At 61.0% G+C, this 25,717-nt stretch carries 20 protein-coding genes; 8 read left to right on the top strand and 12 right to left on the bottom strand.

Going from position 1 to position 25,717, the window contains the following annotated elements; all coding sequences use genetic code 11:
* Entirely contained in the window at positions 1-348 is a 348-nt protein-coding gene (clpS, locus tag QM780_RS02190; RefSeq protein ID WP_372641756.1) for an ATP-dependent Clp protease adapter ClpS, read from the bottom strand.
* A 679-nt stretch (positions 349-1,027) separates the two neighbouring features.
* Here clpS and QM780_RS02185 point away from each other — a divergent pair.
* Together QM780_RS02185 and QM780_RS02180 are read left to right on the top strand one after the other, a co-directional pair.
* Positions 1,028-2,701, top strand: coding sequence for a serine hydrolase (locus QM780_RS02185; RefSeq protein WP_415068846.1), 1,674 nt, complete (start codon positions 1,028-1,030; stop codon positions 2,699-2,701).
* A 68-nt stretch (positions 2,702-2,769) separates the two neighbouring features.
* Entirely contained in the window at positions 2,770-3,135 is a 366-nt protein-coding gene (locus tag QM780_RS02180; RefSeq protein ID WP_415068845.1) for a cupin domain-containing protein, read from the top strand.
* A 47-nt stretch (positions 3,136-3,182) separates the two neighbouring features.
* Here the strand turns inward: QM780_RS02180 and putA are convergent, their stop codons facing one another.
* Positions 3,183-6,365, bottom strand: coding sequence for a bifunctional proline dehydrogenase/L-glutamate gamma-semialdehyde dehydrogenase PutA (putA, locus tag QM780_RS02175; RefSeq protein ID WP_415068844.1), 3,183 nt, complete (start codon positions 6,363-6,365; stop codon positions 3,183-3,185).
* 169 nt (positions 6,366-6,534) lie between these two features.
* Between putA and panC the strand changes: the two genes are divergently transcribed.
* Both panC and parE read left to right on the top strand, forming a co-directional pair.
* Positions 6,535-7,386 (top strand): pantoate--beta-alanine ligase, encoded by an 852-nt coding sequence (gene panC, locus QM780_RS02170; protein ID WP_415068843.1) that lies wholly within the window; start codon positions 6,535-6,537, stop codon positions 7,384-7,386.
* Between the two features lie 171 nt (positions 7,387-7,557).
* On the top strand, positions 7,558-9,564 hold the full coding sequence (gene parE / locus QM780_RS02165; protein WP_415068842.1) for a DNA topoisomerase IV subunit B: 2,007 nt from the start codon (positions 7,558-7,560) through the stop codon (positions 9,562-9,564).
* A gap of 53 nt (positions 9,565-9,617) precedes the next feature.
* Here the strand turns inward: parE and QM780_RS02160 are convergent, their stop codons facing one another.
* A complete protein-coding gene (locus tag QM780_RS02160; RefSeq protein ID WP_415068841.1) occupies positions 9,618-11,021 on the bottom strand; it encodes a fatty acid desaturase family protein in 1,404 nt (467 codons plus the stop codon).
* 362 nt (positions 11,022-11,383) lie between these two features.
* On the opposite strand from QM780_RS02160, the gene QM780_RS02155 reads away from it, so the two are divergent.
* Both QM780_RS02155 and QM780_RS02150 read left to right on the top strand, forming a co-directional pair.
* Positions 11,384-12,055 carry an aquaporin gene (locus QM780_RS02155; RefSeq protein WP_415068840.1) on the top strand — a complete coding sequence of 224 codons (672 nt, stop codon included), beginning with the start codon at positions 11,384-11,386 and terminating at the stop codon, positions 12,053-12,055.
* Between the two features lie 300 nt (positions 12,056-12,355).
* Positions 12,356-13,963, top strand: a complete 1,608-nt coding sequence (locus tag QM780_RS02150; RefSeq protein WP_415068839.1) for a DEAD/DEAH box helicase — start codon at positions 12,356-12,358, stop codon at positions 13,961-13,963.
* Between the two features lie 222 nt (positions 13,964-14,185).
* Here the strand turns inward: QM780_RS02150 and QM780_RS02145 are convergent, their stop codons facing one another.
* The 8 genes from QM780_RS02145 to QM780_RS02110 form a co-directional block, all read right to left on the bottom strand.
* The gene (locus QM780_RS02145) at positions 14,186-14,587 is read right to left on the bottom strand and encodes a TfoX/Sxy family protein (RefSeq protein ID WP_415068838.1); all 402 of its coding nucleotides are present in this window, start codon (positions 14,585-14,587) and stop codon (positions 14,186-14,188) included.
* A gap of 25 nt (positions 14,588-14,612) precedes the next feature.
* Positions 14,613-14,981 (bottom strand): HesB/IscA family protein, encoded by a 369-nt coding sequence (locus QM780_RS02140; protein WP_415071959.1) that lies wholly within the window; start codon positions 14,979-14,981, stop codon positions 14,613-14,615.
* A gap of 82 nt (positions 14,982-15,063) precedes the next feature.
* Positions 15,064-15,459 carry an SUF system Fe-S cluster assembly protein gene (locus QM780_RS02135; RefSeq protein WP_415071958.1) on the bottom strand — a complete coding sequence of 132 codons (396 nt, stop codon included), beginning with the start codon at positions 15,457-15,459 and terminating at the stop codon, positions 15,064-15,066.
* 86 nt (positions 15,460-15,545) lie between these two features.
* Positions 15,546-16,829: a cysteine desulfurase gene (locus tag QM780_RS02130; RefSeq protein ID WP_415068837.1), complete on the bottom strand. Its 1,284-nt coding sequence runs from the start codon at positions 16,827-16,829 to the stop codon at positions 15,546-15,548.
* Between the two features lie 18 nt (positions 16,830-16,847).
* The gene (gene sufD, locus QM780_RS02125) at positions 16,848-18,185 is read right to left on the bottom strand and encodes a Fe-S cluster assembly protein SufD (RefSeq protein WP_415068836.1); all 1,338 of its coding nucleotides are present in this window, start codon (positions 18,183-18,185) and stop codon (positions 16,848-16,850) included.
* A 1-nt stretch (position 18,186) separates the two neighbouring features.
* Positions 18,187-18,942, bottom strand: coding sequence for a Fe-S cluster assembly ATPase SufC (gene sufC / locus QM780_RS02120; protein WP_415068835.1), 756 nt, complete (start codon positions 18,940-18,942; stop codon positions 18,187-18,189).
* Positions 18,943-19,014: 72 nt separating this feature from the next.
* Positions 19,015-20,484 carry a Fe-S cluster assembly protein SufB gene (gene sufB, locus QM780_RS02115; RefSeq protein WP_415068834.1) on the bottom strand — a complete coding sequence of 490 codons (1,470 nt, stop codon included), beginning with the start codon at positions 20,482-20,484 and terminating at the stop codon, positions 19,015-19,017.
* Positions 20,485-20,540: 56 nt separating this feature from the next.
* Positions 20,541-22,118 (bottom strand): aminotransferase class V-fold PLP-dependent enzyme, encoded by a 1,578-nt coding sequence (locus QM780_RS02110; RefSeq protein ID WP_415068833.1) that lies wholly within the window; start codon positions 22,116-22,118, stop codon positions 20,541-20,543.
* 306 nt (positions 22,119-22,424) lie between these two features.
* Here QM780_RS02110 and QM780_RS02105 point away from each other — a divergent pair, with 306 nt between their 5' ends.
* Positions 22,425-23,216 (top strand): alpha/beta hydrolase, encoded by a 792-nt coding sequence (locus QM780_RS02105; RefSeq protein ID WP_415068832.1) that lies wholly within the window; start codon positions 22,425-22,427, stop codon positions 23,214-23,216.
* A gap of 29 nt (positions 23,217-23,245) precedes the next feature.
* On the opposite strand, the gene QM780_RS02100 is transcribed toward QM780_RS02105, so the two are convergent.
* Positions 23,246-24,367 (bottom strand): anhydro-N-acetylmuramic acid kinase, encoded by a 1,122-nt coding sequence (locus QM780_RS02100; RefSeq protein ID WP_415068831.1) that lies wholly within the window; start codon positions 24,365-24,367, stop codon positions 23,246-23,248.
* Positions 24,368-24,454: 87 nt separating this feature from the next.
* On the opposite strand from QM780_RS02100, the gene tyrS reads away from it, so the two are divergent.
* Positions 24,455-25,711: a tyrosine--tRNA ligase gene (gene tyrS / locus QM780_RS02095; RefSeq protein WP_415068830.1), complete on the top strand. Its 1,257-nt coding sequence runs from the start codon at positions 24,455-24,457 to the stop codon at positions 25,709-25,711.
* The last annotated feature ends 6 nt before the right edge of the window (positions 25,712-25,717 follow it).

Below are 25,717 nucleotides of genomic sequence, written 5' to 3'. Positions count from 1 at the left end.
CTACTCTTTCTCCATGGTGCATTGAAGTGGGTGGCCATGCTGCCGGGAAAAATCCATGACCTGGGTCACCTTGGTTTCAGCAACCTCGTACGTATAGACGCCGCAAATCCCGACGCCTTTGTGGTGGACGTGAAGCATGATGCGGGTCGCGTCTTCCTGTCCCTTGTTGAAGAAACGTTGCAGCACGAGCACGACAAACTCCATCGGCGTGAAGTCGTCATTCAACAGAAGAACTTTATATAGGTTGGGCTTCTTTGTTTTTGGACGGGTCTTTGTGACAATACCCGTCTTTGACTCGCCGTCGCCATCGTCGCGGCGCGGGCCATCGGGCGGTTCGTTAGCTGCCATACGCGCAGCATTCACCGGCGAATAATCTTTCACCTTCGTCATCGCGAGCCTCGGGCGAAACCCGAATCCATCCGATCCCCAAACGTTATCCCGCGACGCGGTATTGTTGGAGGCAGAAAAGTGACGCTCACCCACCAAATGCGCCCCTTCTCGGAGCACCTGTCGTTCATTCCAAATGTTCAAGCGAAACACCCGTTTCCTTCAAGCACGTAATATAGGCACCCCCGCGAACAAAAAGTAGAACGAGCGGAGTGACGCATCAGACGCTTTCGCAGATGCCAATTGCAACATCCGGTCGGCGGCTGCGCTCTTTGAGCAGTGGCAAACCCAAGCCTGGCCACAATTCGTATGAGCGCACCAAAGCCGCTCCTTCACCCCACAACTTTCCACCTTTTCCCGACCTCGTCGGCACAACCGGTCCCCCGACCTTAGCGTGCAATAAAGGGACGATTCAAAAGGGAAATTTTACCGTACTGCTTAACGCTAACGAAGTCTTCCCGCCGCTAAAGTCAGAACGGCATCGGAAAGCGCCAAAGCCTCTTTGACGCCCAAAAGGTGCCTAAAAACAATGCTCTCCCTGTATCGACGGGCGGGGGCGCTCGTGGGATGCCGTCCGGCCAACTCACGAACAGGCATCAAAATTCAACCGCTGCGGGGCGGCTCAGAGGGAAAGAGCGTCGTGTTGCGACGAGCGTTTGCGTACGCATCGGCATTACTGATCGTCTTCGGACTAGCCCTGACGAGCGCCAACGCCCGTGGCAAGCGCTACGCTGCGCTGATTCTCGATGCCAATTCGGGAGCTGTTCTCCACAACTCCGAGGGCGACGAACCGCGTCACCCCGCCTCTCTCACGAAAATGATGACACTCTACCTGACGTTCGAGACCCTTCAGTCCGGCCGTCTGAGAATGTCCGATAAGCTGACGATCTCCGAGCACGCCGCCAACGCCGCGCCCTCGAAGCTCGATCTCGATCCTGGCGACCAGATCTCGGTGGACGACGCCATCAAAGCCATCGTCACCAAATCCGCTAACGATATCGCCATCGCTCTCGCCGAACGCATCGGCGGGACGGAAGCCAATTTCACGCGTCTGATGAACGCCCGCGCCCGCGACCTTGGCATGTCCACAACGCATTACGAAAACGCTTCCGGCCTGCCAAACGACGACCAGATCACCACCGCCCGCGACATGGCGACCCTGGCGCTGCACCTTCAGGATGATTTTCCCCAGTATTACCCCGTCTTTTCGACACGGGTGTTCGCTTACGGCGGCAAGTCGTACCGCAACCACAACACGATGCTGAATTCCTTCGCCGGCGTCGATGGCATCAAGACCGGCTATACGCGCGCATCCGGCTTCAATCTCGTGACGTCGTGGCGCCGCGGCAATCGCCATCTGATCGGCGTCGTCTTCGGCGGCGACACGGCGGGCGAACGAAACGCCGAAATGCGTACGCTGCTGACACGAACCGTGACACGCGCATCCCCGGTCAAGACGCGCAAGCCATTGCTCCTCGCCCGATTGAAAGCCGAACCCCGCATCGCCCAGCGGCCCGCAAAGCGCATGCCTGCCGTGAAGGTCGCCGAAGCAAGCGAACCCGCGCCGCAACAGGCAGCCCCGGCAATGGAACCGACCGAAACCCCGGTCCAGGTCTTCAAGGTCCGCGCCGTTCCGATCGTGGCCAAGCCCCGTCCCGCGCCTCCGTCTCCCGACGAAACGACCGACACCGAAGACGTCGATCAGACGCCGGAACAGTCGGTCCCGCCAATCAAAGAGACCCCGCCGGCTTCCGTACGGACAGCTTCGACGGCGAGCCCGGAGCCACGCGACCCTGAACCGGCGCCACTCCGTCAATTCGCGCCCGTAAATCTATCGGCGCCGAGGAATAGTCTGCCGCCGGTCGCTGCTGCCGAACCTCCGCCGCCGCGTCCGAAGGAAGCCAAGCGCATGCGTCCGACTCAGCAGAAGGTCGCCAGCGCCACCCTTCACGAGCCCCCCGTCATCCGTGGAATGCCGCCATCCACGCTAGGCGCCCAAGCCCGCGCCCTTGGCTCCGTCGAACCCGCAAGCTACGAGCCCCGCGCAAGCGCTACGCGTACCGCAAGCGGACGTTATGCCGTCCAGATCGGCGCCTATGGCTCGATCGATGATGCCCAGCGCGCCCTTTCAAGTGTGCAGGACCGTGCAGGCCGGCTGCTCGCCGGTGTGTCGACCGTCACAAATCCCGCGATGAAGGACGGCCATCAGATCTTCCGCGCCCGCTTCACTGGTTTGGATGCCAATCGCGCGGCGACGACGTGCAACGCGCTCCGCCGTCAGTCCGTCGACTGCTTCGTCATGGCCGGCGAATAGCGACCGCTTGTCCAACCACCCGGCGAGATCTTAGCATTGCGAACCCGCTCGCAATGCAAGGCACATCCGTGACAGCGACCACAGCATTCCCCCGGCTCGTCCTTTTCCAGGGCGTCCTCCCGCCCGGAGAAACTTTTCGTCCGGCCGAAGATCGAATTGTCGCCGGAGACCCCGTCCAATCCGCTCAGAACCTGTTCCAGTCTGCCGACGGCCGGTTCAATTCGGGTATCTGGAGCGGTGACCCTGGAACCTGGCGCGTCGTTTTCACCGAATCCGAGTTCTGTCATATCCTCGAAGGCGTCATCGTCGTCCGCGGCGACGACGGAAGCGAAGCAACCTTTCGCGCCGGGGATGCTTTCGTCACGCCCGCCGGATTCACCGGAACCTGGGAAATCGTCGAGCCTGCCCGGAAGTTTTACGCGGTCTATGAGTGATGCAGCTCGATCCCAGCGTTTCGCCGCCGGAATTGCAATCGTGACCGCTAGCCTCTCCCACCAAGCAGCGTGTAATTGCCACCAGTCGCCGTGATGTCGGTCGAGCATGTCCGCTCGGTCGCGAAGCGTGCCAAATAGTTGGGACCCCCGGCCTTGGGACCCGTGCCGGATAGTCCCTCGCCGCCGAATGGCTGCACGCCGACAACCGCCCCGATCTGATTACGGTTGACGTAGAGATTGCCGACATGCGCATTCTCGGCGACGTAATCGGCGACGCTTTCGATGCGGCTGTGCAGGCCAAGCGTCAACCCGTAGCCGGTGGCGTTGAGCGCCGCGATCACCTTGTCGAGATGACCGCGTTCATAACGCACCATGTGCAGAATCGGCCCGAACACCTCATGGTCGAGCCGATCCATCCGATCGATCTCGTAAAGCGCCGGCGTCACGTAGGTTCCCGCTCGGCAGGCTTCCGGCATCGCCAGATCGATGATCTCGCGCCCCTCGCGCTGCATCAAAACCTTATGGCTTTCGAGATTGTCCTGCGCAGCCTCGTCGATCACTGGCCCGATATCTGTCCCGTAGTCGAACGGATCGCCAATATCGAGCGCTTCGATCGCCCCCGCCAGCATTGAACGTATGCGCGGCGCGTTGTCGTCCTGCACGAACAGGATGCGCGCGGCGGAGCAACGCTGACCAGCACTGTCGAACGCCGATCGAACGGCATCGCGCACGACCTGCTCGGGCAGAGCCGAGGAATCGGCGATCATGGCATTGATGCCGCCGGTCTCGGCGATGAACGGCACGATGGACGACCTGCGATCGGCGAGCGCCCGTTGAATGGCCCACGCCGTTTCGTTCGAGCCGGTAAAGGCGATGCCTTGAACGCGAACATCCTTGACCAGCGCTTCGCCGAGCTTGCCGCCGCCCGTCACGAGATGCAGCGCTCCCCGCGGAACGCCCGCTTCGTGCAGCAGCTTGATCACGAGAAAACCTGAGATCGGAGTTTGCTCGGCGGGCTTCGCGACGACCGCGTTGCCGGCCGCGATGGCGGCCGCAACTTGCCCGACAAAAATCGCGACCGGGAAATTCCAAGGCGAAATGCAGCCGAAAACGCCGCGCCCTCGCAGCGATAGAAGATTTTCTTCTCCCGTTGGTCCGCGGAGCAGGGCGGGATTTGCGAACAGCCGGCGCGCCTCGACCGCGTAATAGCGAAGATAATCGACGGCCTCCCGCACTTCCGCCTGTGCCGCCTCAAGCGTTTTCCCGGCCTCCCGGATGAGAGCCGCCATCAGCCCCGCGCGATCGCGCTCGAAAAGATCGGCCGCAACTTCGAGAATGCGAGCGCGCTCGGCCGCATCCGTTTTCTCCCAAGCGGGAGCCGTCGTCGTCGCCGACGAGATCGCGTCTTCCAGGTGCTGGGGCGTGGCGAGGCGGACGGTGCCAATGCGATCGCGATGGTCGTGGGGTGACGCAACGATGCCCGCGACATCGCCGCCAACCGTCGCAACGCCGTTGACGATGGGCCCCGCCGCGAACGGCGTCTTCAAGACCTTGGCGATGTCGCCTTGCAGATCCTCGCGCACGCTCATTTCGGTGAGCGCCAATCCCGCACTGTTCTTCCGTTCCGGCAGAAAGATGTCGCGCGGACGGACGATCAGCTTCGGCCGCTCGCCCGAGCTGAATTCGCGATCCGCGATCTCGACGGGATCAGCAATAATCTCGGAAATCGGCGTCTCTTCGTCGCCAAGCCGGTTGACGAACGACGTGTTGGCGCCATTTTCGAGAAGGCGCCGCACGAGATAGCCGAGCAAATCTTCGTGGCCGCCGACCGGCGCATAGACACGGCACGCACGGCCGAACTTGCCCTCGCCGACGACCTGATCGTAAAGCGCTTCGCCCATGCCATGCAGGCGCTGGTATTCGAACTCCACTGCGCCGCCCGTAACCGACGCCGCCGCGATGGTGTGCGCGTTATGCGTCGCGAACTGCGGATAGAATGCGACCGGATCGGAGATCAAAAGCCGCATCGCCGCGAGATACGAAACATCAGTGTTGAGTTTGCGCGAAAAGACCGGATAGTCCTCCAGTCCCCGCTCCTGCGCCCATTTGATCTCGCTGTCCCAATAGGCGCCTTTGACGAGCCGCACTGGAATGCGTTTTCCCGTTTTTTCGCTCAAGCGCCTGAGCCAGCGCAGCATCGGAATGGCCCGTTTGCCATAGGCCTGCACGGCGATGCCCAGCCCGTTCCATCCCTCGAGCTGCGGATTGACGAATGTCTCGCCGAACAGCTCCGCCGTGATATCCAGCCGATCCTGCTCTTCCGCGTCGATCGTGAGTCCGAGCCCCCGAGCCCTCGCCGCGCGTGCAAGCGTCAACAGCCGCGGTGCAAGCTCCGCCCGAAGCCGGCGTTCTTTTCCGGGCTCGAAACGCGGATGCAGCGCCGACAGCTTCACCGAGATCGAAGGCCGCGCGAAGATCGCCGCTGCATGTTGCGTCGTAAACGGCCCGGCAGCATTTCCGACCGCGTCGATCGCCGCCACATAGCGCTGAAAATAGCGCTCGGCATCCTGTTCGGACCGCGCGGTCTCGCCCAGCATGTCGTAGGAAAAGCGATAGCCCTTTTCCTCGAATGCCCGGGCGCGGGAAAGCGCCGATTCAATGGTCGAGCCCAGAACGAACTGCTCGCCGAGCAGCTTGACGGCATGACGGACCGCAAGCCGAATGGTGCCCTCGCCGGAGCGCGCCACCAGCCGCTTCATCGCCTGCAGCGGATTGGTGCCTTTGGCTTCCTTGAGCCGCATGATGCGGCCGGTGAGCATCAATCCCCAGGTCGATGCGTTGACGAAGAGACTGTCCGAGTGGCCGCGATGTTTGTCCCAGGCGCCGCCGGAAATCTTGTCGGCGATGAACGCATTCGCCGTCTCCGCATCGGGAATGCGCAACAGCGCCTCGGCGAGGCACATCAGGATGATGCCTTCATCCGTCGCCAGCCCATACTCATGCATGAAGGCGTCTACGCCGGCGTGCCGAGCCTTGTCCGCACGCGCCGTATAGACCAGACGCCGGGCAATATCGGCGGTGCGCCGGCGTTCGTCCTCGGTAAAGAATGCGCGCTCGATCAAGGCACCGAGAAGTCGGTGCTCATCCATGAGATACTGCGCATCGAACTCTTCCCGCGACGGGAGGCTCCGCTGTGTCACGCTGTCCTCATGCCGCAATGTCGCGACCATGCCGTCTCCGCTGAAATAAGGCCATCGGATACGATTCGCCCGTCGACGGATATTAGCAGATCGGTTTTCCTCCGCCTCCCTTCGGATGCGAGGAACTTTGCCTTGTCCCCTTGACGGTTGCCCATTAATCCCGGCACGAGTGGCCAAAAAATAAGCTCGGGGCTTTCCCTTGTCCGAAACAGTCAAAATCGCCCGCACCGTTCACGACCTTAGAAAAATAGTCGCCAAGTGGCGTGGACGCGGCCATTCGATCAGCCTGGTGCCGACGATGGGTGCGCTGCATGCCGGCCACATCGCGCTCGTCAAACTCGCGAAAAAGAAGGCCGGCCGGGCCGTCGTTTCGATCTTTGTCAATCCGACGCAGTTCGCAGCCAACGAAGATCTGTCGCGCTATCCCCGCGACGAGCCCGGCGATCTGAAAAAGCTTGCGGCGGCCGACGCCGATCTCGTTTGGGCGCCCACAGTGGAAGAAATGTATCCGGAAGGCTTCTCGACCAGCGTTCGTGCGGGAAGCGCCGCAAAGGACCTCGAAGGTAGCTTTCGCCCGCAGCACTTCGATGGCGTCGCGACCGTCTGCGCCAAGCTTTTCAATCAGGTGACACCCGATATCGCCATTTTCGGGGAAAAAGATTTTCAGCAGCTGGCCGTCCTTCGCCAGATGGTCCGCGATCTCGACATGCCGTTAAAACTGATCGGCATGCCGACGAAACGCGATACCGATGGCCTGGCGCTATCGTCGCGGAATGCCTATCTTTCCGTTGCCGACCGCAAAATCGCGCCCGCCCTCTATGCGGCGATCTCCGCTCTCGCTCAGGACGTTGCCAACGGCGCCGATATTCCGACCGGCATTTCCACTGCCAAACGAAAGCTTACCTCGGCTGGGTTCGGCAAAATCGACTATGTCGAGGTCCGAGATGCCGAAACACTGGAACCCGTGCCGAATTCAAGTGGTCGCCCGATGCGCGTTCTGGCCGCCGCATGGCTCGGCAAGACACGTCTGATCGATAACGTCGCAGTCTGATACCGACCGCAAGTTGCAGAGCGGCCACAAGTCGGAAACGGCATGGTAGCCGCGGCCCGGCTCGGGCTATAAGAAGCCTCGCAAGATTCGCTTCAGCGGCTTGAGCCGTCGTGCGTCCCCGCCGCTTCTTCCCGAATGCGTGGTTACGCCATAGCACGACCGAGGCTGCCAATGAGCCGATCGCAAACAGACCTTTTTCCGGAATTCGAAAGCGAAATGACTGAGAAATCGTCGCGTGCCCGCAAACCTGTCGAAAGCGCCTACAGCGAACAGCACATCGAGGTGCTGGAAGGCCTGGAGCCCGTGCGCCGCCGCCCCGGCATGTATATCGGCGGCACCGACGAAAAGGCGATGCACCATCTGTTCGCCGAAGTCATCGACAACTCGATGGACGAGGCCGTCGCCGGCCACGCCACCTGGATCGAGGTCGAACTTTCCACCGACGGCTTCTTGAGCGTTACCGACAATGGCCGCGGCATTCCGGTCGGCCCGCACCCGAAATACAAGAACAAGAGCGCGCTCGAAGTCGTCATGACCATCCTGCACGCTGGCGGCAAGTTCGATTCAAAGGCCTACAACACCTCCGGCGGCTTGCACGGCGTCGGCGTCTCGGTCGTCAACGCACTGTCGGAAACGCTGGAAGTCCAGGTCGCCCGCGACCAGCAGCTTTATCGCATGGTGTTCTCGCGCGGCGAGCCGCAGACCAAGCTCGAAAAGCTCGGCTCCATTATGAACCGACGCGGCACCAAGGTCCGCTTCAAGCCGGACGAAAAGATCTTCGGCAAGGGCGCCGCGTTTAAGCCGGCACGCCTGATGAAAATGGCCCGCTCGAAAGCCTACCTGTTCGGCGGCGTCGAAATCCGCTGGAAATGCGCGCCCGAGCTCATCAAGGACGATACGCCCGCTGAGGCGACCTTCCATTTCCCGGGCGGCCTCAGCGATTACCTGACCTCGTCGATCGAAGGCCGGACGCGAGTGACAAAAGAGATTTTCGCGGGCCGCGTCGAAAAGGATGCCGGCCACGGCTCAGTCGAATGGGCCGTCGCCTGGATCTCCGACGAAGACGGTTTCTCCTCGTCCTACTGCAACACCATTCCGACGCCCGAAGGCGGCACGCACGAAAACGGTCTGCGCCAGGCGCTCTACAAGGGACTGCGCGCTTACGGTGAGCTTGTCGGCTCCAAAAAGGCCCAGCAGATCACCTCCGAAGACGTCATGGGGACGGCCGCGTCTATGCTGTCGGTCTTCGTGCGCGAGCCCGAATTCCAGGGCCAGACCAAGGACAAGCTCGCAACTGTCGAAGCTACGAAAATCGTCGAAACAGCCGTGCGGGACGCTTTCGACCACTGGCTGGCAGATAGTCCGCAGCAGGCGACACGCCTGCTCGAGTGGACCATCGACCAGTCCGAAGAACGCCTGAAGCGCCGCCGCGAAAAAGAGGTCGGCCGCCAGTCCGCAACACGCAAGCTTCGCCTTCCCGGCAAGCTCGCCGACTGCTCGATCCAGCAGGCCGCTGGCACCGAAATCTTCATCGTCGAAGGCGACTCGGCCGGCGGCAGTGCCAAGAGCGCGCGCGATCGCGAAACCCAGGCGGTACTGCCGCTGCGCGGCAAGATCCTCAACGTCGCCAACGCGTCATCGGCGAAGCTGTCGCAGAACCAGCTGCTTGCGGATTTGATCCAGGCCCTCGGCGTCGGCACCGGCACCAAATATCGCGATGAGGATCTGCGCTACGAACGCGTGATCGTCATGACAGACGCCGACGTCGACGGCGCCCACATTGCATCGTTGCTCATAACCTTCTTCTATCAGGAGATGCCTGAGCTGGTCGAAAACGGCCACCTCTTCCTGGCTGTCCCGCCCCTCTATAAGATCTCCGACAAGAGCGACGTGGCCTACGCCCGCACCGAGGCGCACCGCGACGAGTTGCTCGCGACCCACTTCAAGAACAAGAAGCCGAAGGTGACACGCTTCAAAGGCCTCGGCGAAATGGACTTCAAGGACTTGAAGGAAACGACGATGGACAAGAAGCGCCGCACGCTTCTGCGCGTCGCCATCGCCGAAGGCGCCCGCGAAAGCCTGTCGGAAGTCGTCAACGCGTTGATGGGCTCAAAGCCCGAAGCGCGCTTCCGTTTCATCCAGGAAAACGCCGCCTTCGCCAAGGATCTAGATATCTGACGGGCAAGTCCACGCCGCCCCGTCATGGCCGCGCGGGCGGCGCAAACTACCGCTTACTCGCCGCGCGCGGACTTTTCGTTCTGCTGCTCGATAGCAGCCGCGTCGCTCACTTTCGCATATTCGAGAGTATCGGTATCGACGTAGATCTCGCCGTCAGGCTTGGGCGCATACTTTTCGCCGAGCACTTCGATGACGGTCGGGTTGCGCTCCTCGACCTTGCCGTGAGGCGAATTGAAATACCCCTCCACGACAATGCCCTTCTCGCGATACTGCGGATCTTCCAGCAGCAGCTCGTGCAAACCCTTGAGCTTGTAGTGCGGCACCGACGCATAGATGTGGTGCGGCAGGTGATAATCCATTCCGAACGGAAACACGGCATAGCGGATGAAGGGATTGACGAGGAAAACACGCGTGTTCGTGTACCGCCCGCGATCGGCATTCCCATGCTGTACCCACTGCCGCATGATCATGAACAGCGGGAATGTCGTAAACAGCGGCAAGATCCAGAGCAGGCCGTAGAAATCCCATGCCCTGCCCCACCCCGCGACCTCGACTGCAGTGAGCGCCGTATAGGTGATCGCCATGTAGACAATGCGGCTGATGTTCGTCACCCGATGCGAAATCACCGTGTCGACATGCGCGTGCGGCAGCTTGTTTTCGTCGAGGAAATAAAAGTAAGACACGACGATCGCCGTCAGTGCCCCAATAGCCGCGAATGCCCAGGCGCCGTGTCCTCCCCTGATCAGCGGGATCGCAGCGATCGGCACCGCCACAGCGTAAATCACTCCCATCAGCGTCGGTAGGCGCTCGCCCTGCCGCTCGCGGTCCATATACGGATTGTTGTCAGTTCCGAGCGCGCTGTAGCGAGCACGCACGATCATGTAGCGGAAGAGGTTCGGCAGCCAGAGCTGCTTCCCCAGTTCTTTCAGCATTTCGACATGCGTAATCGGGAAATCGAGATGGTGCCCACTTTCATCGAGCTGCGCCCAATCGGGGTCACGTAGCGGATCGTTGATGAACTGATGATGCGCGAGGTGATGCAGCCGGTACTGAAAGGTCGACGTAAAGATCGGAAAGCCGCCGAGCCAATCGGAAACCGCTTCGTTCAGGATCTTGTTTTCGAACAGCGTGAAGTGCGTACCCTCGTGGATGACGCCACCGAACTGATGCTGCGAAGCGCCAATGATGGCGATGCACAGCAGCGTCATCGGAATATTCCACCACCATTCGAGACCGGCTGCCGCAACGGCGCCATAACTCCAGATCGTGGCCGCGATCGTCGCGACGATGACGAGATAGACGAAGCCGATGTGGGCGAAGTTCGTATAGTTATTTCGCTTCTTCAATTCCCGGATGGCGTCGCCTCGGCGCACGCCTTTCGGACGAGCGTCGGACGGGCTCGCTGCAGCATTGCGGGCTGTCAGACCACTTGCCGCTGATTGCGCATTTACGGCCATCTGTACGATCCTCGCGAATTGCCCTGCGCATCTGTCCAGCCCATAAGACAAAGGGCGCGAATCAGGTTCCGCAGCGCCATCCACTCTAGCTTACTTGAGATGTTCAAGCACTGTAGCCGGCATCCCCCCGCCGAAATCTACGCCGCCGAATATGGGCCACAAAGTCAATTTCGTTGATACGACAAATAAGCTCTTGTCCGCCTGTGGCGGGTCGTTAAGCAAAATTCAGCCTGCGCGTTGGGCCGGCGAGTCTACGGCCTGAGTTCAGTTGCAGCCGTGCGTCGGAGCGGAGCTTGAGTTTGCGCCGCGAAGAAAAAGAGCTCGCGCTAAAGAGACAGAAAACCTCAAGGAGAACATTTCGCATGAATAGCAGAGCATTAGCGGCTGAGGCCTTTGGCACATTTATGCTGATGTCTTCCATTCTTGGATCGGCGTTCTATTCCTTCGGAGCGCCCTCCGGGGCGGCCGGAATTCTCGGCGTCGCATTTTGCATCGGCATCACCGTCATGGTCACCGCCTTTGCGATAGGTCAGATCTCTGGCGGCCATTACAATCCTGCCGTATCGCTTGGGCTCGTCGCCGCCGGCCGTTTCGAACTCGGCACCGCCCTGCAGTATGTTGTCGCCCAGCTTCTTGGCGCCTGCGCCGCCTGCGGAATTTTCTCGCTCGTCGGCCATACGAGTCCGACTTTCGCTGCCAATGGCTACGGTGATCTGTCGATGCTGAAAGCCACCCTCTCCGAGGTCTTTATCCTCGAAACCGTCCTGACCGCGTTCTTCCTGGTCGTCATCGTCGGCGTTACCCGCGCCAACGGGCCATCGCTCATGGCGCCTATCGCCATCGGCCTGGCGCTGACGGCAATCCACATCATGTCGATCCCGATCTCGAACACGTCCGTCAACCCGGCCCGCAGCTTCGGCCCTGCCGTTTACGCCGGCGGCGAGCCGCTGTCGCAAATTTGGCTGTTCTTTGTCGCGCCGATCCTCGGCGGCGTCATTGGCGGCCTGTTCGGCAAATGGCTGCTGGAGGAATAACCAACGGGCCAACACGCCGCCCGGCGGGGTTTAATCACCCCGCCGGCGCCCCTGTGACACAACCCCGCGGACAACTCCGTGAAAACCGGTCGGTTTTCCTTGCGATTCTCCAAGATGTATGCGAGCACCCGAGCGTGCCGGAGCGCAGGGGATCGATTTGCGCATTTTTTAAATGCTTTTTTGATCCGCACTCCTATTCGGCTTAGGTCCTTTCGGCACCCGTCCCCCCTGCGCTCTCGAAAGATCGTCTGACGCTTCGCGCCGGACTATTCGAGCCTATGCAGATGGAGATACCTGCTTTTGGAAACCAAGACGTTCGCTGACCTCGGGCTGTCGCCCAAGGTTCAAGCAGCTATTGCAGCCGCGGGGTACGTCAACCCGACCCCGATACAAGCCGCTGCCATTCCGGTCGCCGTGACCGGCCGAGACGTCCTCGGCATCGCCCAGACGGGCACCGGTAAGACCGCCTCCTTCGTTCTTCCGATGATCACGCGCCTCGAAACGGGCCGCGCCCGCGCGCGCATGCCGCGTTCGTTGATCCTGGCGCCGACGCGCGAACTCGCCGCCCAGGTGGCGCAGAGCTTCGAGAAATATGGCGTCAATCATAAGCTATCGCTCGCGCTCCTGATCGGCGGCGTCTCGATGGACGATCAGGTGAAAAAGCTCGACCGCGGCGTCGACGTGCTGATCGCCACGCCCGGTCGCCTGCTCGATCATTTCGGCCGTGGCCGCGTCATGCTGATGGGCGTCGAAATTCTCGTCATCGACGAAGCCGATCGCATGCTCGACATGGGCTTCATCCCGGATATCGAGAAGATCTGCAAGCTGTTTCCGCCACGCCGTCAGACGCTGTTCTTCTCGGCCACGATGCCGCCGGAGATCACGCGTCTGGTCGATCAATTCCTGACCAATCCCGAACGCATCGAAGTTGCCAAACCAGCGACCACCGCCAAAACCATCACCCAGCGTTTCGTCTATTGCCCGAACGGCGAGGACTGGGCCAAGCGCGAAGTTCTTCGCGACATGATCCGCAACGGCAACGTCAAGAACGCGATCATCTTCTGCAATCGCAAGCGCGACGTCGCCGTTCTCTACAAATCTCTCTCCAAACACGGCTTCAACGCCGGCGCGCTTCACGGCGATATGGATCAGACGAGCCGCATGGACACGCTCGACAAGTTCCGTAACGGCGAGATCATGCTGCTCGCGGCCTCCGATGTCGCCGCCCGCGGCCTCGACATCCCGGATGTTTCGCACGTCTTCAACTTCGATCTGCCGTGGGCCGCCGACGACTATGTCCACCGCATCGGCCGCACCGGTCGTGCCGGTCGCGAAGGCTACGCCGCTTCGCTTGTCAGCCCGGATGACCTGAAGTTCGTAAAGGACATCGAGAAAATCACCGGCGAAACACCCGTTTGGCTTGGAGAGCCGCCCACCGAAGAAGACATTGCAGGCGCCGGCAAGCGACGCCGGGGACGCGGCGGACGCGGCCACGAGAAATCAGGAAAGCCCCATCGCGGACAGCAATCCGGTCATCGCGATCAGAAGCCATCGGGCGACCGGCAACGAAGCCATGCGCCTGCACGTGCCGCTAAAAGCCCACCGCCCCCGGGCCATGGCGAGCAACCTCACGTGCAAGACCGGCCTCCGTCTGAACCAAAACGCCCGCAACAGCCGCGCGCGGCCAAACACAGCGAGCAGCCAAAGGTTGACGCCTGGACGGACCAGCCGAGAGCGCCGCGCCGTACCGAGGGCACTCCCGAAAAACGTCAGCCGGCGCACGAACAGTCGCGCAAATCCCCGCCACCTCCACAACAGAAAAGTGGCGACCGGCTCGGCTTCGCCGAAAACATGCCGGCCTTCATGCGCAAGCCCGCACGGCCAATCAAGGTCCCCGGTCGCGGTTAAAGCCGGCTTGTTCCTTCTCTCTCGCGATAAAGGCGTCGCTGAGGAGAAGGGTTTTTCTCCCGGCGCATCGCGTCGATGGCCGCCTGCGCGGCCATCACGTGGATTGTAGACGACGATTCATTTGATCGTCTCGTGCGGTCCGGGGCTGCCGAGCAGACAGCATGAGAGTTGAGCGCTCGATGCCTCAACCTACCGTCATGGCCGCGCTGGCGGCCATCCACGTCAACGTCGGTTATTGGACGTTCTCGATTTGGCTTTTGCTCGAGATTTTGAAGCTGGCGCTTTTTTTCTTTCCGCCACATCCCGCGCGGCAGCAATGGACGCCCGCGCCCATTCGTACAACTCATCCGGCTCATCGAGAAGCCGTTCGGGCAGCCGCCAATAAGTGCGCAGCTCCGCCGCGCCCTTTTTTGTCATGTATGAGAACGCGCGTGACCCCTCGGCTTCGAACTGGGCCTGCATCTCGTCCGAGATTTTGAGGTAAACTGCTCCGTCGTCGATGATGGCGAAAAATGTGCCGTTGAAATAGACGCCGACACCACCGAACATGCGCCGCCCGCTGACGGAACCGGCGCGATCCAACGCTTCTTTTAGAATCTCGAGCAGATCATCATTCGCGGACATGGATCAACCGCCCGCGTTCATGTCATCAACCGGCCGGAGCAAAGCCCTCGGGCGTCGCAGGCTCCAGATTGACGCTCTCGCCGCAACCGCAGGCGCTCTTCTGGTTCGGATTGTTGAACACGAACTGCGATGCCAGCTTATCGGTCTTGTAGTCCATTTCGGTGCCGATCAGGTACATGATCGCCGCCGGATCGATCAGCACGACCGCGCCTTTATCCTCGATGACTTCATCGAATTTGCCGATCTCTTCCGCCCAGGTCAGGGTGTACTCCATGCCGGCGCAGCCGCCCTTCTTGATGCCGATCTTGAGTGCCTTGACGCCCGGCTTCTGCGCAAGCAGCGCAGAGACGCGCGCCGCGGCCGCATCGGTCAGGGTCATCACCTTTGGCATCATTCTAAGCGAGGGCACAGCGGCCTCCGTGGTTGGGCGAGTGTTGGCAAGTATATGGGAATTCGGCGTTCAAAAGCGAGCCCCGTCAGAACATGCCGACGGCCAGCCGCGCTTCGTCCGACATGCGGCTCTGGTCCCACGGCGGGTCGAACACGATGTTGACCTTCGTTCCAGCGACACCCGGGACCGCATTAACAGCGTTCTCGACCCACACCGGCATCTCGCCTGCGACAGGACAGCCCGGCGCCGTCAGCGTCATGTTGATGTCGACATTGCGGTCGTCGTCGACCTCGACCTTATAGATCAGTCCGAGCTCATAGATGTCGGCCGGAATTTCCGGATCGTAGACGGTCTTCAGCGCCGCGACGATGTCATTGGTCAGCCGCTCGATCTCCTCGGGCGGCAGCGACGACGCACTGGCATCGGCCTTTGCACCGCCATCCTCGCCAGTATCCGGCGCGACGCCGCCGTCGGGCGGCATTACCGGCGGCGCATCCATCGCCTCAACCGCCGACTTCAGCGCTTCACGATCATCTATCGGCTTCCTATCGTCCATCCGGAAGCTCCTTACGTAAACAAGTCATGGGCTTTAGTGAGCGCCGCCACCAGCGCCTCGACTTCAGCCTTGGTGTTGTACAACGCGAAAGACGCGCGGCAGGTTGCAGTCACGCCCATACGCTCCATGAGTGGCTGCGCGCAGTGGTGGCCGGCGCGGATCGCCACGCCCGAGCGATCGATGATCGTCGACACGTCGTGCGGATGCAACCCGTCGATCGTAAACGAAAAGATCGCGCCTTTTCCCGGAGCCGTGCCGTAAAGCTTCAGCCATGGCAATTCCGCCAATCGCTCCGCCGCGTAAGCGCCGAGTTCCGCTTCGTAGCGTGAAATCTTTTCGCGCCCGATCTGCATCATGTAATTGAGCGCCGCGCCCAAACCGACAGCCTCGACAATCGGCGGAGTACCAGCTTCGAACCTGTGCGGCGGCTGGTTATACGTGACATTATCGAGCGTCACGCTCTCGATCATGTCGCCACCGCCCTCGTAAGGCGGCATCGATTGCAGCCATTGACGCTTCGCATAAAGCACGCCGATGCCCGACGGCCCGTAGGTCTTATGGCCCGTGAACACATAAAAATCGGCATCGAGATCGCGCACATCGACAGCCATGTGGACCGCGGCCTGGCTACCGTCGATCAGCACCGGAACGCCCTTGCCGTGCGCGATTCGAATGATTTCCTTCACCGGGTTGATCGTGCCAAGCACGTTCGACATATGCGTCACAGCGACGAGCTTCGTGCGCTTGCTGATCAGGGCGTCGAGCTTTTCGACGATCAGTTCGCCGCGATCAGTCATCGGCGCCCACTTCAGAACCGCGCCATTCCGCGCTCTAAGAAAATGCCACGGCACGATGTTGGCATGATGCTCCATGATCGTGATGACGATTTCATCACCCTCGCCGATCCTGGGTTCGCCGAACGATCGCGACACGAGATTGATCGCGCTCGTGGCGTTGCGGGTAAAAATGATCTCGTCCGAATGCTCGGCATTGAGAAACCGGCGCGTCGTCTCGCGCGCGGCTTCGTATTTCTCGGTTGCCGTGTTCGACAAGTAATGCAGGCCGCGATGCACGTTCGCGTATTCGAAGCGATACGCATGATCCATCGCTTCGATGACCGGCAGAGGCTTCTGCGCCGACGCTCCGTTATCAAGATAGACCAGCGGCCTGTCGTTCACTTCCCGAAAAAGGATCGGAAAATCCGCACGGATACGCTCGACATCGTAAGGAGCGGCCGTAAGGCCCGCGTGCGATGCGGAGCTTCGAGCAACGGCAATGGTCGATTCACGTCCCATGATATCTGTCCGCCCAAGCTATCGGCGAGGAGAGCGCCCGAGCCACTCGACGGCGTAGGCCGTCAGCGCATCCCGAAGCTGCTCGTTTTCAACCTTCTCGATGGCTTCACCAATAAAGGATTCGATCATCAGCGCGCGCGCTTCTTTCTCCGGAATGCCGCGCGACCGGCAATAGAAAAGCAGATCCGTATCGAGTTCGGCCGCCGTCGTCCCGTGACCGCAGACGACATCGTCCGCATAGATCTCGAGCTCGGGCTTGGAATCGAATTCCGCGTCTTCCGACAGCATCAGCGCCTGCGACATCTGCTTGCCGTCGGTCTTCTGCGCATCCGGACGAACGATGATCTTGCCCTGGAACACGCCGCGGCCATGGCCGTCGAGAACCCCTTTGAACAGCTCTCGGCTTTCGCACCGCGGCACCGCATGATCGACGACCAGCGTCGTATCAATATGTTCGGCCTTCCGTGCGAGATACGCCCCGGAAAGATCGAGCTTGCCGCCCTCGCCGTCGAAAATCACGTTGAGGCCGTTGCGCGCAATCCCCAAGCCCGAAGAAAACTGGAAGTTGCGATAACTTGCATCAGCCTCAAGTGTGACATCGCAATTGCTCAGGTGCAGCGCCTTGCCTCGATCGACCGCGACTTTCACGTGATGCAGCGTCGCGCTCTTGCCCACCGTCACTTCTGTCAGCGCGTTGAGCTGCGCCTCGTCCGCTGCGCCGGGCAATACCACATGCGCTTCGATGATGGTCGCCGTCCCGCCTTTTCCGACCGTCAGGAAATTTCGAACGGCGACGGACGATGCCTCAGCGCCGGCCCGCACGAAAACGATCAGCAAAGGCTTCTCGACCGAAGCGCCTTCGGCAACGGTCACAACCGCGCCGTCGGTCATAAAAGCGGTGTTTAGCGCTTCGACCGCATCGCCGCCCTCAGGTGTCGTTGCAAGCGCCGCGCCCATGTCTTCCGTGGCCGACGATAGCAACGCGCCGAGGGCCGAAATCTGGATGCCGTCCACCTGATCGAAGTCGCCGAGCCCGGCGCGGAAATGACCGTTGACGAACACGATGCGATGCGCGTCGACATGCGCCAGCGGTCCGAGCGCAATGATCAATTCGGCGATCGTCAGCGGCGTTTGATCTTCGACCGCCGCCGGCAGGATCTCCTTCACGTTGGCGCGCAGATCCGTGTACTTCCATTCCTCGATGCGCCGATGGGGCAAGCCAAGGCCGCCGAACATGCCCATCGCACCGGCGCGCCGCTCCTTTATGACTTCCGTTCCCGGCAGTTTCGGAGCGGCTGTCTCGAAGCTCTCCGAAATGGCCTGCTCGGCCTTGGTCTTCATTACTGCAACATTCATGTTACGCCGCCTTATGGGTGTATTCAGCGTAGCCCGACTTTTCGAGTTCAAGCGCCAATTCCTTGCCACCCGTCTTCTGGATGCGCCCGTCAGCTAGCACGTGCACCTTGTCGGGCACGATGTAGTTCAGAAGCCGCTGATAGTGCGTGATGACGAGAAACGCGCGATCCTTGTCGCGCAGCGCGTTGACACCTTCCGACACAATCCGCAGCGCGTCGATATCGAGTCCCGAATCCGTTTCATCGAGCACGCACAGGGTCGGCTCCAGCAACGCCATCTGCAGGATTTCCGAACGCTTTTTCTCGCCGCCCGAGAACCCGACATTCACTGGCCGCTTCAGCATATCGACGTCGATGTTGAGCTTCTGACCCTTTTCTTTGACGAGCTTCAGGAATGCAGGCGTCGTCAGCTCGGCTTCCCCGCGCTTCTTCCGCACCGCATTGAGCGCGGTCCGCAGGAAAGTCAGCCCCGCGACACCGGGAATCTCCATCGGATACTGAAACGCCAGGAAGACGCCTTTGGCCGCCCGCTCATCGGGTTCCATGTTGATCACCGACTCGCCGTTCCACAGGATGTCGCCGTCAGTCACCTCATAGCCGTCACGACCCGCGAGCACATAGGCCAGCGTCGACTTGCCCGAACCGTTCGGTCCCATGATCGCGTGCACTTCACCCTTCGGCACCGTCAGCGACAGCCCTTTGAGGATCTCCCGATCCTCGTCCGCGAGCTTCACGTGCAGGTTTTTGATCTCAAGCATTTCAACAACCGTTCCTACAAACTTCAATTCTCAATCCGTCATGGCCGCGAAGGCGGCCATCCACGACAACCATCAACCGACCGAACCTTCGAGGCTGATACCGATCAGCTTTTGGCTTTCGGCCATGAACTCCATCGGCAACTGCTGCAGCACATCGCGCACGAAGCCATTGACAACAAGCGCCACCGCCTCCTCCGACGAAAGCCCGCGCTGACGGCAGTAGAACAGCATGTCGTCGGATATCTTCGACGTCGTCGCCTCGTGCTCGAAGTGCGCGCTCGAATTCTTCGCCTCGATATACGGCACCGTATGCGCACCACACTTGTCGCCGATCAGAAGCGAGTCGCAGTTCGTGAAGTTGCGCACGTTCGTCGCTTTCCGATGCGCCGACACAAGCCCGCGATACGTATTCTGCGAAAACCCCGCCGCGATGCCTTTCGAGATGATCCGGCTCGACGAATTCTTGCCGAGGTGAATCATCTTGGTGCCGCTGTCGACCTGCTGATGTCCGTTCGATACCGCGATCGAATAGAACTCGCCGCGCGAGTAGTCTCCGCGCAGGATGCAGCTCGGATACTTCCACGTGATCGCGGAACCCGTCTCAACCTGCGTCCACGAAATTTTCGAGTGATGACCGCGGCAGTCGCCACGTTTCGTCACGAAATTGTAAACGCCACCCTTGCCGTTGGCATCGCCTGGATACCAGTTCTGGACGGTCGAATATTTGATCTCGGCATCGTCCAGCGCGACGAGTTCGACGACTGCCGCGTGCAACTGATGCTCGTCGCGCATCGGCGCCGTGCAGCCTTCGAGATAGGAAACATATGCGCCGCGGTCGGCGATGATCAGCGTGCGTTCGAACTGGCCCGTTTGCTTCGCATTGATGCGGAAGTAGGTCGAAAGCTCCATCGGGCAGCGAACGCCTTCCGGCACGTAGACGAACGAGCCATCGGAAAACACCGCCGAGTTCAGCGCCGCATAGAAATTGTCGGACTGCGGCACGACCGAGCCCAGATACTTCTTCACCAACTCGGGATGCTCGCGCACCGCCTCCGAAATCGAGCAGAAAATCACGCCCGCTTTCTTCAGTTCGTCCTTGAAGGTCGTGACCACCGACACGCTGTCGAACACGGCATCGACAGCAACGCGCGAACCCTGCACGCCCGCCAGCACTTCCTGCTCTTTCAGCGGAATGCCGAGCTTCTTGTAGGTTTCAAGCAGTTCCGGGTCGACCTCGGCGAGGCTCTTCGGCCCCTCCGTCGACTTCGGCGCCGAGTAGTAATAAAGGTCCTGAAAATCGATCTTCGGATAATGGACCTTCGCCCACGTCGGCTCGGTCATCGCCTTCCAGCGCGTAAACGCCTCGAGCCGCCAGTTCAAAAGCCACTCCGGCTCGCCCTTCTTGGCCGAAATGAAACGCACAGTCGTTTCATCAAGGCCCTTCGGCGCCATGATGCTGTCGATCTTCGTCTCGAAACCATACTTGTACTGGTCGACATCGATCTTGCGAACTTGATCGATCGTCTCCTGAACAGCAGCCATTCTTCGTCTCTCTTCCTTACGCGCAACCTTTCGGCCGCACTCGAAAACCTAAATCCTCACGCCGCGAGCGCCGGCTCGCCAGCAATCGTCTTCCACGCAGCGAGAAATGCCGCGATATCGTCTTCCGTCGTCGTCGGACCGAGGCTGATGCGAATGGCGCTCGATACGACGTCGTTGCCCAAACCCATCGCCTCCAGCACATGACTCGCGCCGACCTTGCCCGACGAGCACGCCGAACCCGCGCTAACAGCAATGCCCGCGAGATCAAGCCGAATGACCAGCGTCTCGGCGAGCTTTCCCGGCACCGCAAGCGAAGTGGTATTTGCCAGCCTCGGCGCGCCCTCACCGACGATCACCGCAGTCGGCGTGATGCGCTTCAACTCGGCTTCAAACCTGTCGCGTAGCGCTTCGATGGCGCCGATTTCACCGATCTCGCGAAGCGCTGCTTCCGCGGCCGCGCCAAAGCCGGCGATTGCCGCGATGTTTTCCGTCCCGGCCCGGCGACGACGCTCCTGGCCGCCGCCTCTGATCAGCGGCACGAGATCGAAATGATCGCGAATGACCAGCGCGCCGATACCCTTCGGGCCGCCAAACTTGTGCGCAGAGATCGCCAGCGTATCGGCTCCGAGACTTTCGAAGTCGATCCCGATCCGCCCTGCGGCCTGCACCGCATCGACGTGCATTTTTACGCCGTTTGCGCGAGCGAGTTCGGCGATTTCCGCGACCGGCTGAATCACGCCAGTTTCGTTGTTCGCGAGCTGCACCGCGATGACGGCGGGACGGGCGAAATTCTCCGATGCCAAACGCTCGGCAATGTCGTCAATCTTCACCCTGCCGTCGGTCCCAACGGCCAGCATATGAAGCGCTGCCTTCGACGCTCGCGCCGGCGCCAGCACTGAATCGTGCTCGATGCCGCTCGTGAAAATCGTCACCCATGGCTGCGACAATGCCCAGGTGTTCGCTTCGCTCGCACCGCTGGTAAAGACGACCTCCGAAGGCTTCGCCCCAACGAGCCGTGCCACGCTTTCACGCGCCGCTTCGATGATCGAACGTGCGCGACGACCTTCGGCATGCACCGATGACGGATTGCCGACGACATCGAGTGCTTCGACCATCGCCGCCTTGGCTTCCGGCCTGAGCGGCGCGGTCGCGTTGTAGTCGAGATACGTTCTCCGAACGCTCCCGCGCGCAGACGCCTGATGCGCACCGCGCGTCGTCCGCGCTGAAAATTTTCCGCCCGCAATGACATCGGCCAAGCTGACCGACGACATAAACTTTTCGGTCGTATCGCTGAGGGCACTCCACAACCCGTGCGTCACGCATGGCGTCGAGGCCGAGCAGCGCGGATCGTTGTGAGAGCAGCGCGTGAACCGCGTATCCTCTTCGACAGCACCCATGACGTCGGCGATCGAAATCTCGGCTGCCGGCTTCGCAAGCCGATAACCGCCCGAGCGGCCTCGGGCGCTCTCGACCAGGCCTGCGCGGCGCAATGGAACGAAAAGCTGTTCGAGATAGGAAAGCGGCAGGCTCTGGCGCTCTGCCACGACCGAAAGGGATGTCGCTCCATCCTGCGCATGGCCGGCAAGGTCCGCCATGGCCATGACCGCGTACCGGCCTTTGGTCGTCAGTTCCACGTCTTGATCTCCGGACTGTCGTCGCCCCAAATGGCGGCGGAATCCATGTCTCGCGCATCCTTAGCTTGCGTCCGGCACCCCGGATTGTGCTAAGAGACCCGCCCGACCGGCAGGGTCTGACGTTTACCAACGCGAGCCCCTACATTTCGAACGGTTCTAAGTTTATGGAAATCCTGAGTGCTGAAGTCAAGGATTGAGAGTTCGAGCCACAAGGATTTGAACGCCAAAACGCCGCAGTCAGCCTAGCTGACGTCGCCCCGGCGCTTGCCGGCGGCTCCATTCCACACGAACGAAATCGAGTAACGAATGCCTGAACTCATAATAAATGGCCCCGGCGGACGCCTTGAGGCCCGGTATCACCACGAGAGCAACGCCGACAGCCCGATCGCGCTCATCCTCCACCCCCATCCGCAGTTCGGGGGCACGATGAACAACCAGGTCGTCTACACGCTCTATCACACCTTCGCCGCCCGCGGATTTTCGGTGCTGCGCTTCAACTTCCGCGGCGTCGGCCGCAGCCAGGGCGTCTGGGACGGCGGCCCCGGGGAACTTGCCGATGCGGCCTCCGCCCTCGACTGGCTTCAGCTCGTCAAGCCCGACGCGAAAACCTGCTGGATAGCCGGCGTCTCGTTCGGAACCTGGATCGCCATGCAGCTTCTGATGCGCCGGCCCGAGGTCGATGGCTTCATCTGCGTTGCTCCGCCTTCGAACCTCTACGATTTCTCGTTCCTGGCGCCCTGCCCATCGTCGGGCTTGATCATCAACGGCGACATGGACCGCGTCGTCCCGACACCCTCCGTCGTCGAGATGGCCGCAAAGGTGAAGGTGCAAAAGGGCATCAAGATCACCCACGAAATCGTACAGGGCGCCAACCACTTCTTCGAGAACAAGACCGAAGAACTCGGCAACATCGTCGGATCCTATCTCGACGAGCGCATGATCCAGTTCGAACTCGACCGCGAGCGCAATAAGGAACGCGAACGCGAGCGTGAGCGCGAACGTCAGCGCCAGCGCGAACTTGAGCGTCTCGAAGCCCAAAGCGCACCAGCCGCGGGTGCCGGCGGCGGCAGCAGCGACGACGACGGCGACGACGAATAAGCCCGGTCCGGCTGCCCGTTATAGCCTGACTAGTGAATGACGTGAGCGGTGGGATCGGCTTTGAGACCGCCGCTCATCGGTTCGGGAACCCCGGTCGTTCCAGGGAATGTGATCGGCAACCCCCGAACCGATCGAACCGCGAGATATGCCCAGGCCTCCGCTTCCAGGCTGTCGCCATCGAGCCCGATCGCCTCCGCCGGAACGACGGCATGGTGCACTTGCTCCGCCAGCATCCGCATGATCGTGCGGTTTCGCCGCCCGCCCCCCGCGACAATCCAAAGCTCCGGTTCGCCGGGCATGTGCTCGCGCGCTTTTGCGATCGCCCGCGCCGTAAAAGCCGTCAGCGTCGCCGCCCCGTCTTCGGCACTCAAACTTTCCACTGCCTCCGACGAGAAGGTATTGCGGTCGAGCGATTTGGGCGGCGTTTCCGCAAAGAAGCTATGGCTCAACAGAGATATCAGAGCATCCTCGTTGACGCGGCCCTGCGCCGCTGTGGCTCCGCCCGAGTCGAGAAACGCGCCGGTCTTTCGCCGCATCCAATCATCGATCAGCGCGTTGCCCGGCCCGGTATCGAACGCCAGCAGCCCGCCATCGCTGCCGATCCAGGTCAGGTTCGCGACACCGCCGATATTGACGATCGCAATCGGCCGTTGCGGCAGCTTGGCGGTGAGCGCCCGGTGATAAGCCGGAACGAGCGGCGCCCCCTCGCCGCCCGCCTCCACGTCGGCCGCGCGAAGATCGTAGACAACAGGGCAGCGCGTGAAATTCGCCAGCAGATCCCCGAGCCCGAGCTGAACCGTCAGCCCGATCTCCGGCCGATGAAGCACAGTCTGGCCGTGAAATCCGATCACGTCGATCGAAGACCGCTCGATCCCCGCTTCCTTCAGAAATCGCGCCACCGCGATCCCGTGGCTTTCGGTCAGCGCCCGTTCGGCATCCCCCAGCAAATAAGGCCGCTCGCCGCGCGTTTTCAGGTCTTTGGCGTCCGCGATCGCATTGACGAGCATACGGCGCATGGCCTCATCGTACGGAAATGTCCTCGCGGGGCCGCGAACCAGCGCGTCCTCCCCATCGGTCTCAATGAAGGCGACGTCAATGCCGTCGAGCGACGTGCCGCTCATCAATCCGATCGCCCTCATCAACTTGCCCATTTGGACCTTCCCGTGCATGGTGCCGCCGCCTTACGGCACGGCCAGAAAGAATAGTCCGCGACGACCGAAGTGAAAGCCTGAATTGCGATGACCACACCAAATTCCGAATTTCTCAAAACCATGACCGAGCGCGGCTTTTTCCACCAATGCTCGGATCTAGAAGGTCTCGACAAGCTGGCGACCGACGGCCGTATCGTCGCCTATGTCGGCTACGACTGCACCGCGCCGTCCCTGCATGTGGGCTCGCTCATTTCGATTATGATGCTGGCATGGCTGCAGAAGCTCGGTGGCAAGCCGATTGCGCTGATGGGCGGCGGCACGACCCGCGTCGGCGATCCATCCGGCAAGGACGAAACGCGCCAGATGCGCTCGATCGAAGAGATCGAAGCCAATAAGGACGGCATCAAACAGGTCTTCGCGAAATTCCTGCAATTCGGCGAAGGCAAGTCCGAAGCCCTGATGGTCGACAACGCCGAATGGCTGGCGCCGCTGAACTACATCGAATTCCTTCGCGATGTCGGCCGCCACTTCTCGGTCAACCGTATGCTGACGATGGATTCGGCCAAGCTTCGCCTCGATCGCGAGCAAGAGCTGTCGTTCATCGAGTTCAACTACATGCTGTTGCAGGCCTACGACTTCGTCGAGCTGAACCGCCGCTACGGCTGCAATCTGCAGATGGGCGGTTCCGACCAGTGGGGCAATATCGTCACCGGCATCGATCTGGGCCGACGCATGGGCGTCAAGGAGCAGCTCTACGCACTGACATGCCCGCTGCTCACGACTGCGTCGGGCGCCAAGATGGGCAAGACGGCCGCAGGCGCGATTTGGCTCAACGAGGCGCAGCTTTCCGCTTACGATTACTGGCAGTTTTGGCGGAACACCGAAGACGCCGATGTTTCGCGTTTCCTGAAACTCTTCACATTCCTGCCGCTCGACGAAATCGCCAAGCTCGAAGCGCTTTCGGGTTCCGAGATAAACGAGGCCAAGAAAATTCTCGCCACCGAAGCGACCGCGCTGCTCCACGGCCGCGAAAAGGCCAACGCCGCCGCCGAGACCGCGCGCAAAACCTTTGAGCAAGGCGCACTCGCCGCTGATCTCCCGACCATTGAAATTCCGCGCGCCGATCTCGATGCCGGCCTTGGCATTCTGACGGCATTCGTGAAAGCCGGGCTGGTTGCTTCCAACAGCGAGGCGCGCCGCCAAATTCAGGGCGGCGGTCTGAAGGTCAACGATCAGGCGGTGACGAACGATAAAGCTAATCTTTCCGATGCCGACATGCTGAAAAGCGGCGTCATCAAGCTATCGCTCGGCAAGAAGAAACACGTGCTGCTGAAACCGGTTTGACCGCGG

It is taken from the genome of Hyphomicrobium sp. (genome assembly GCF_047600905.1).
GTDB lineage: Bacteria > Pseudomonadota > Alphaproteobacteria > Rhizobiales > Hyphomicrobiaceae > Hyphomicrobium_B.
The sequence above is the reverse complement of the archived record's forward strand: the minus strand, read 5'-3'. Positions and strand labels throughout refer to the sequence as shown.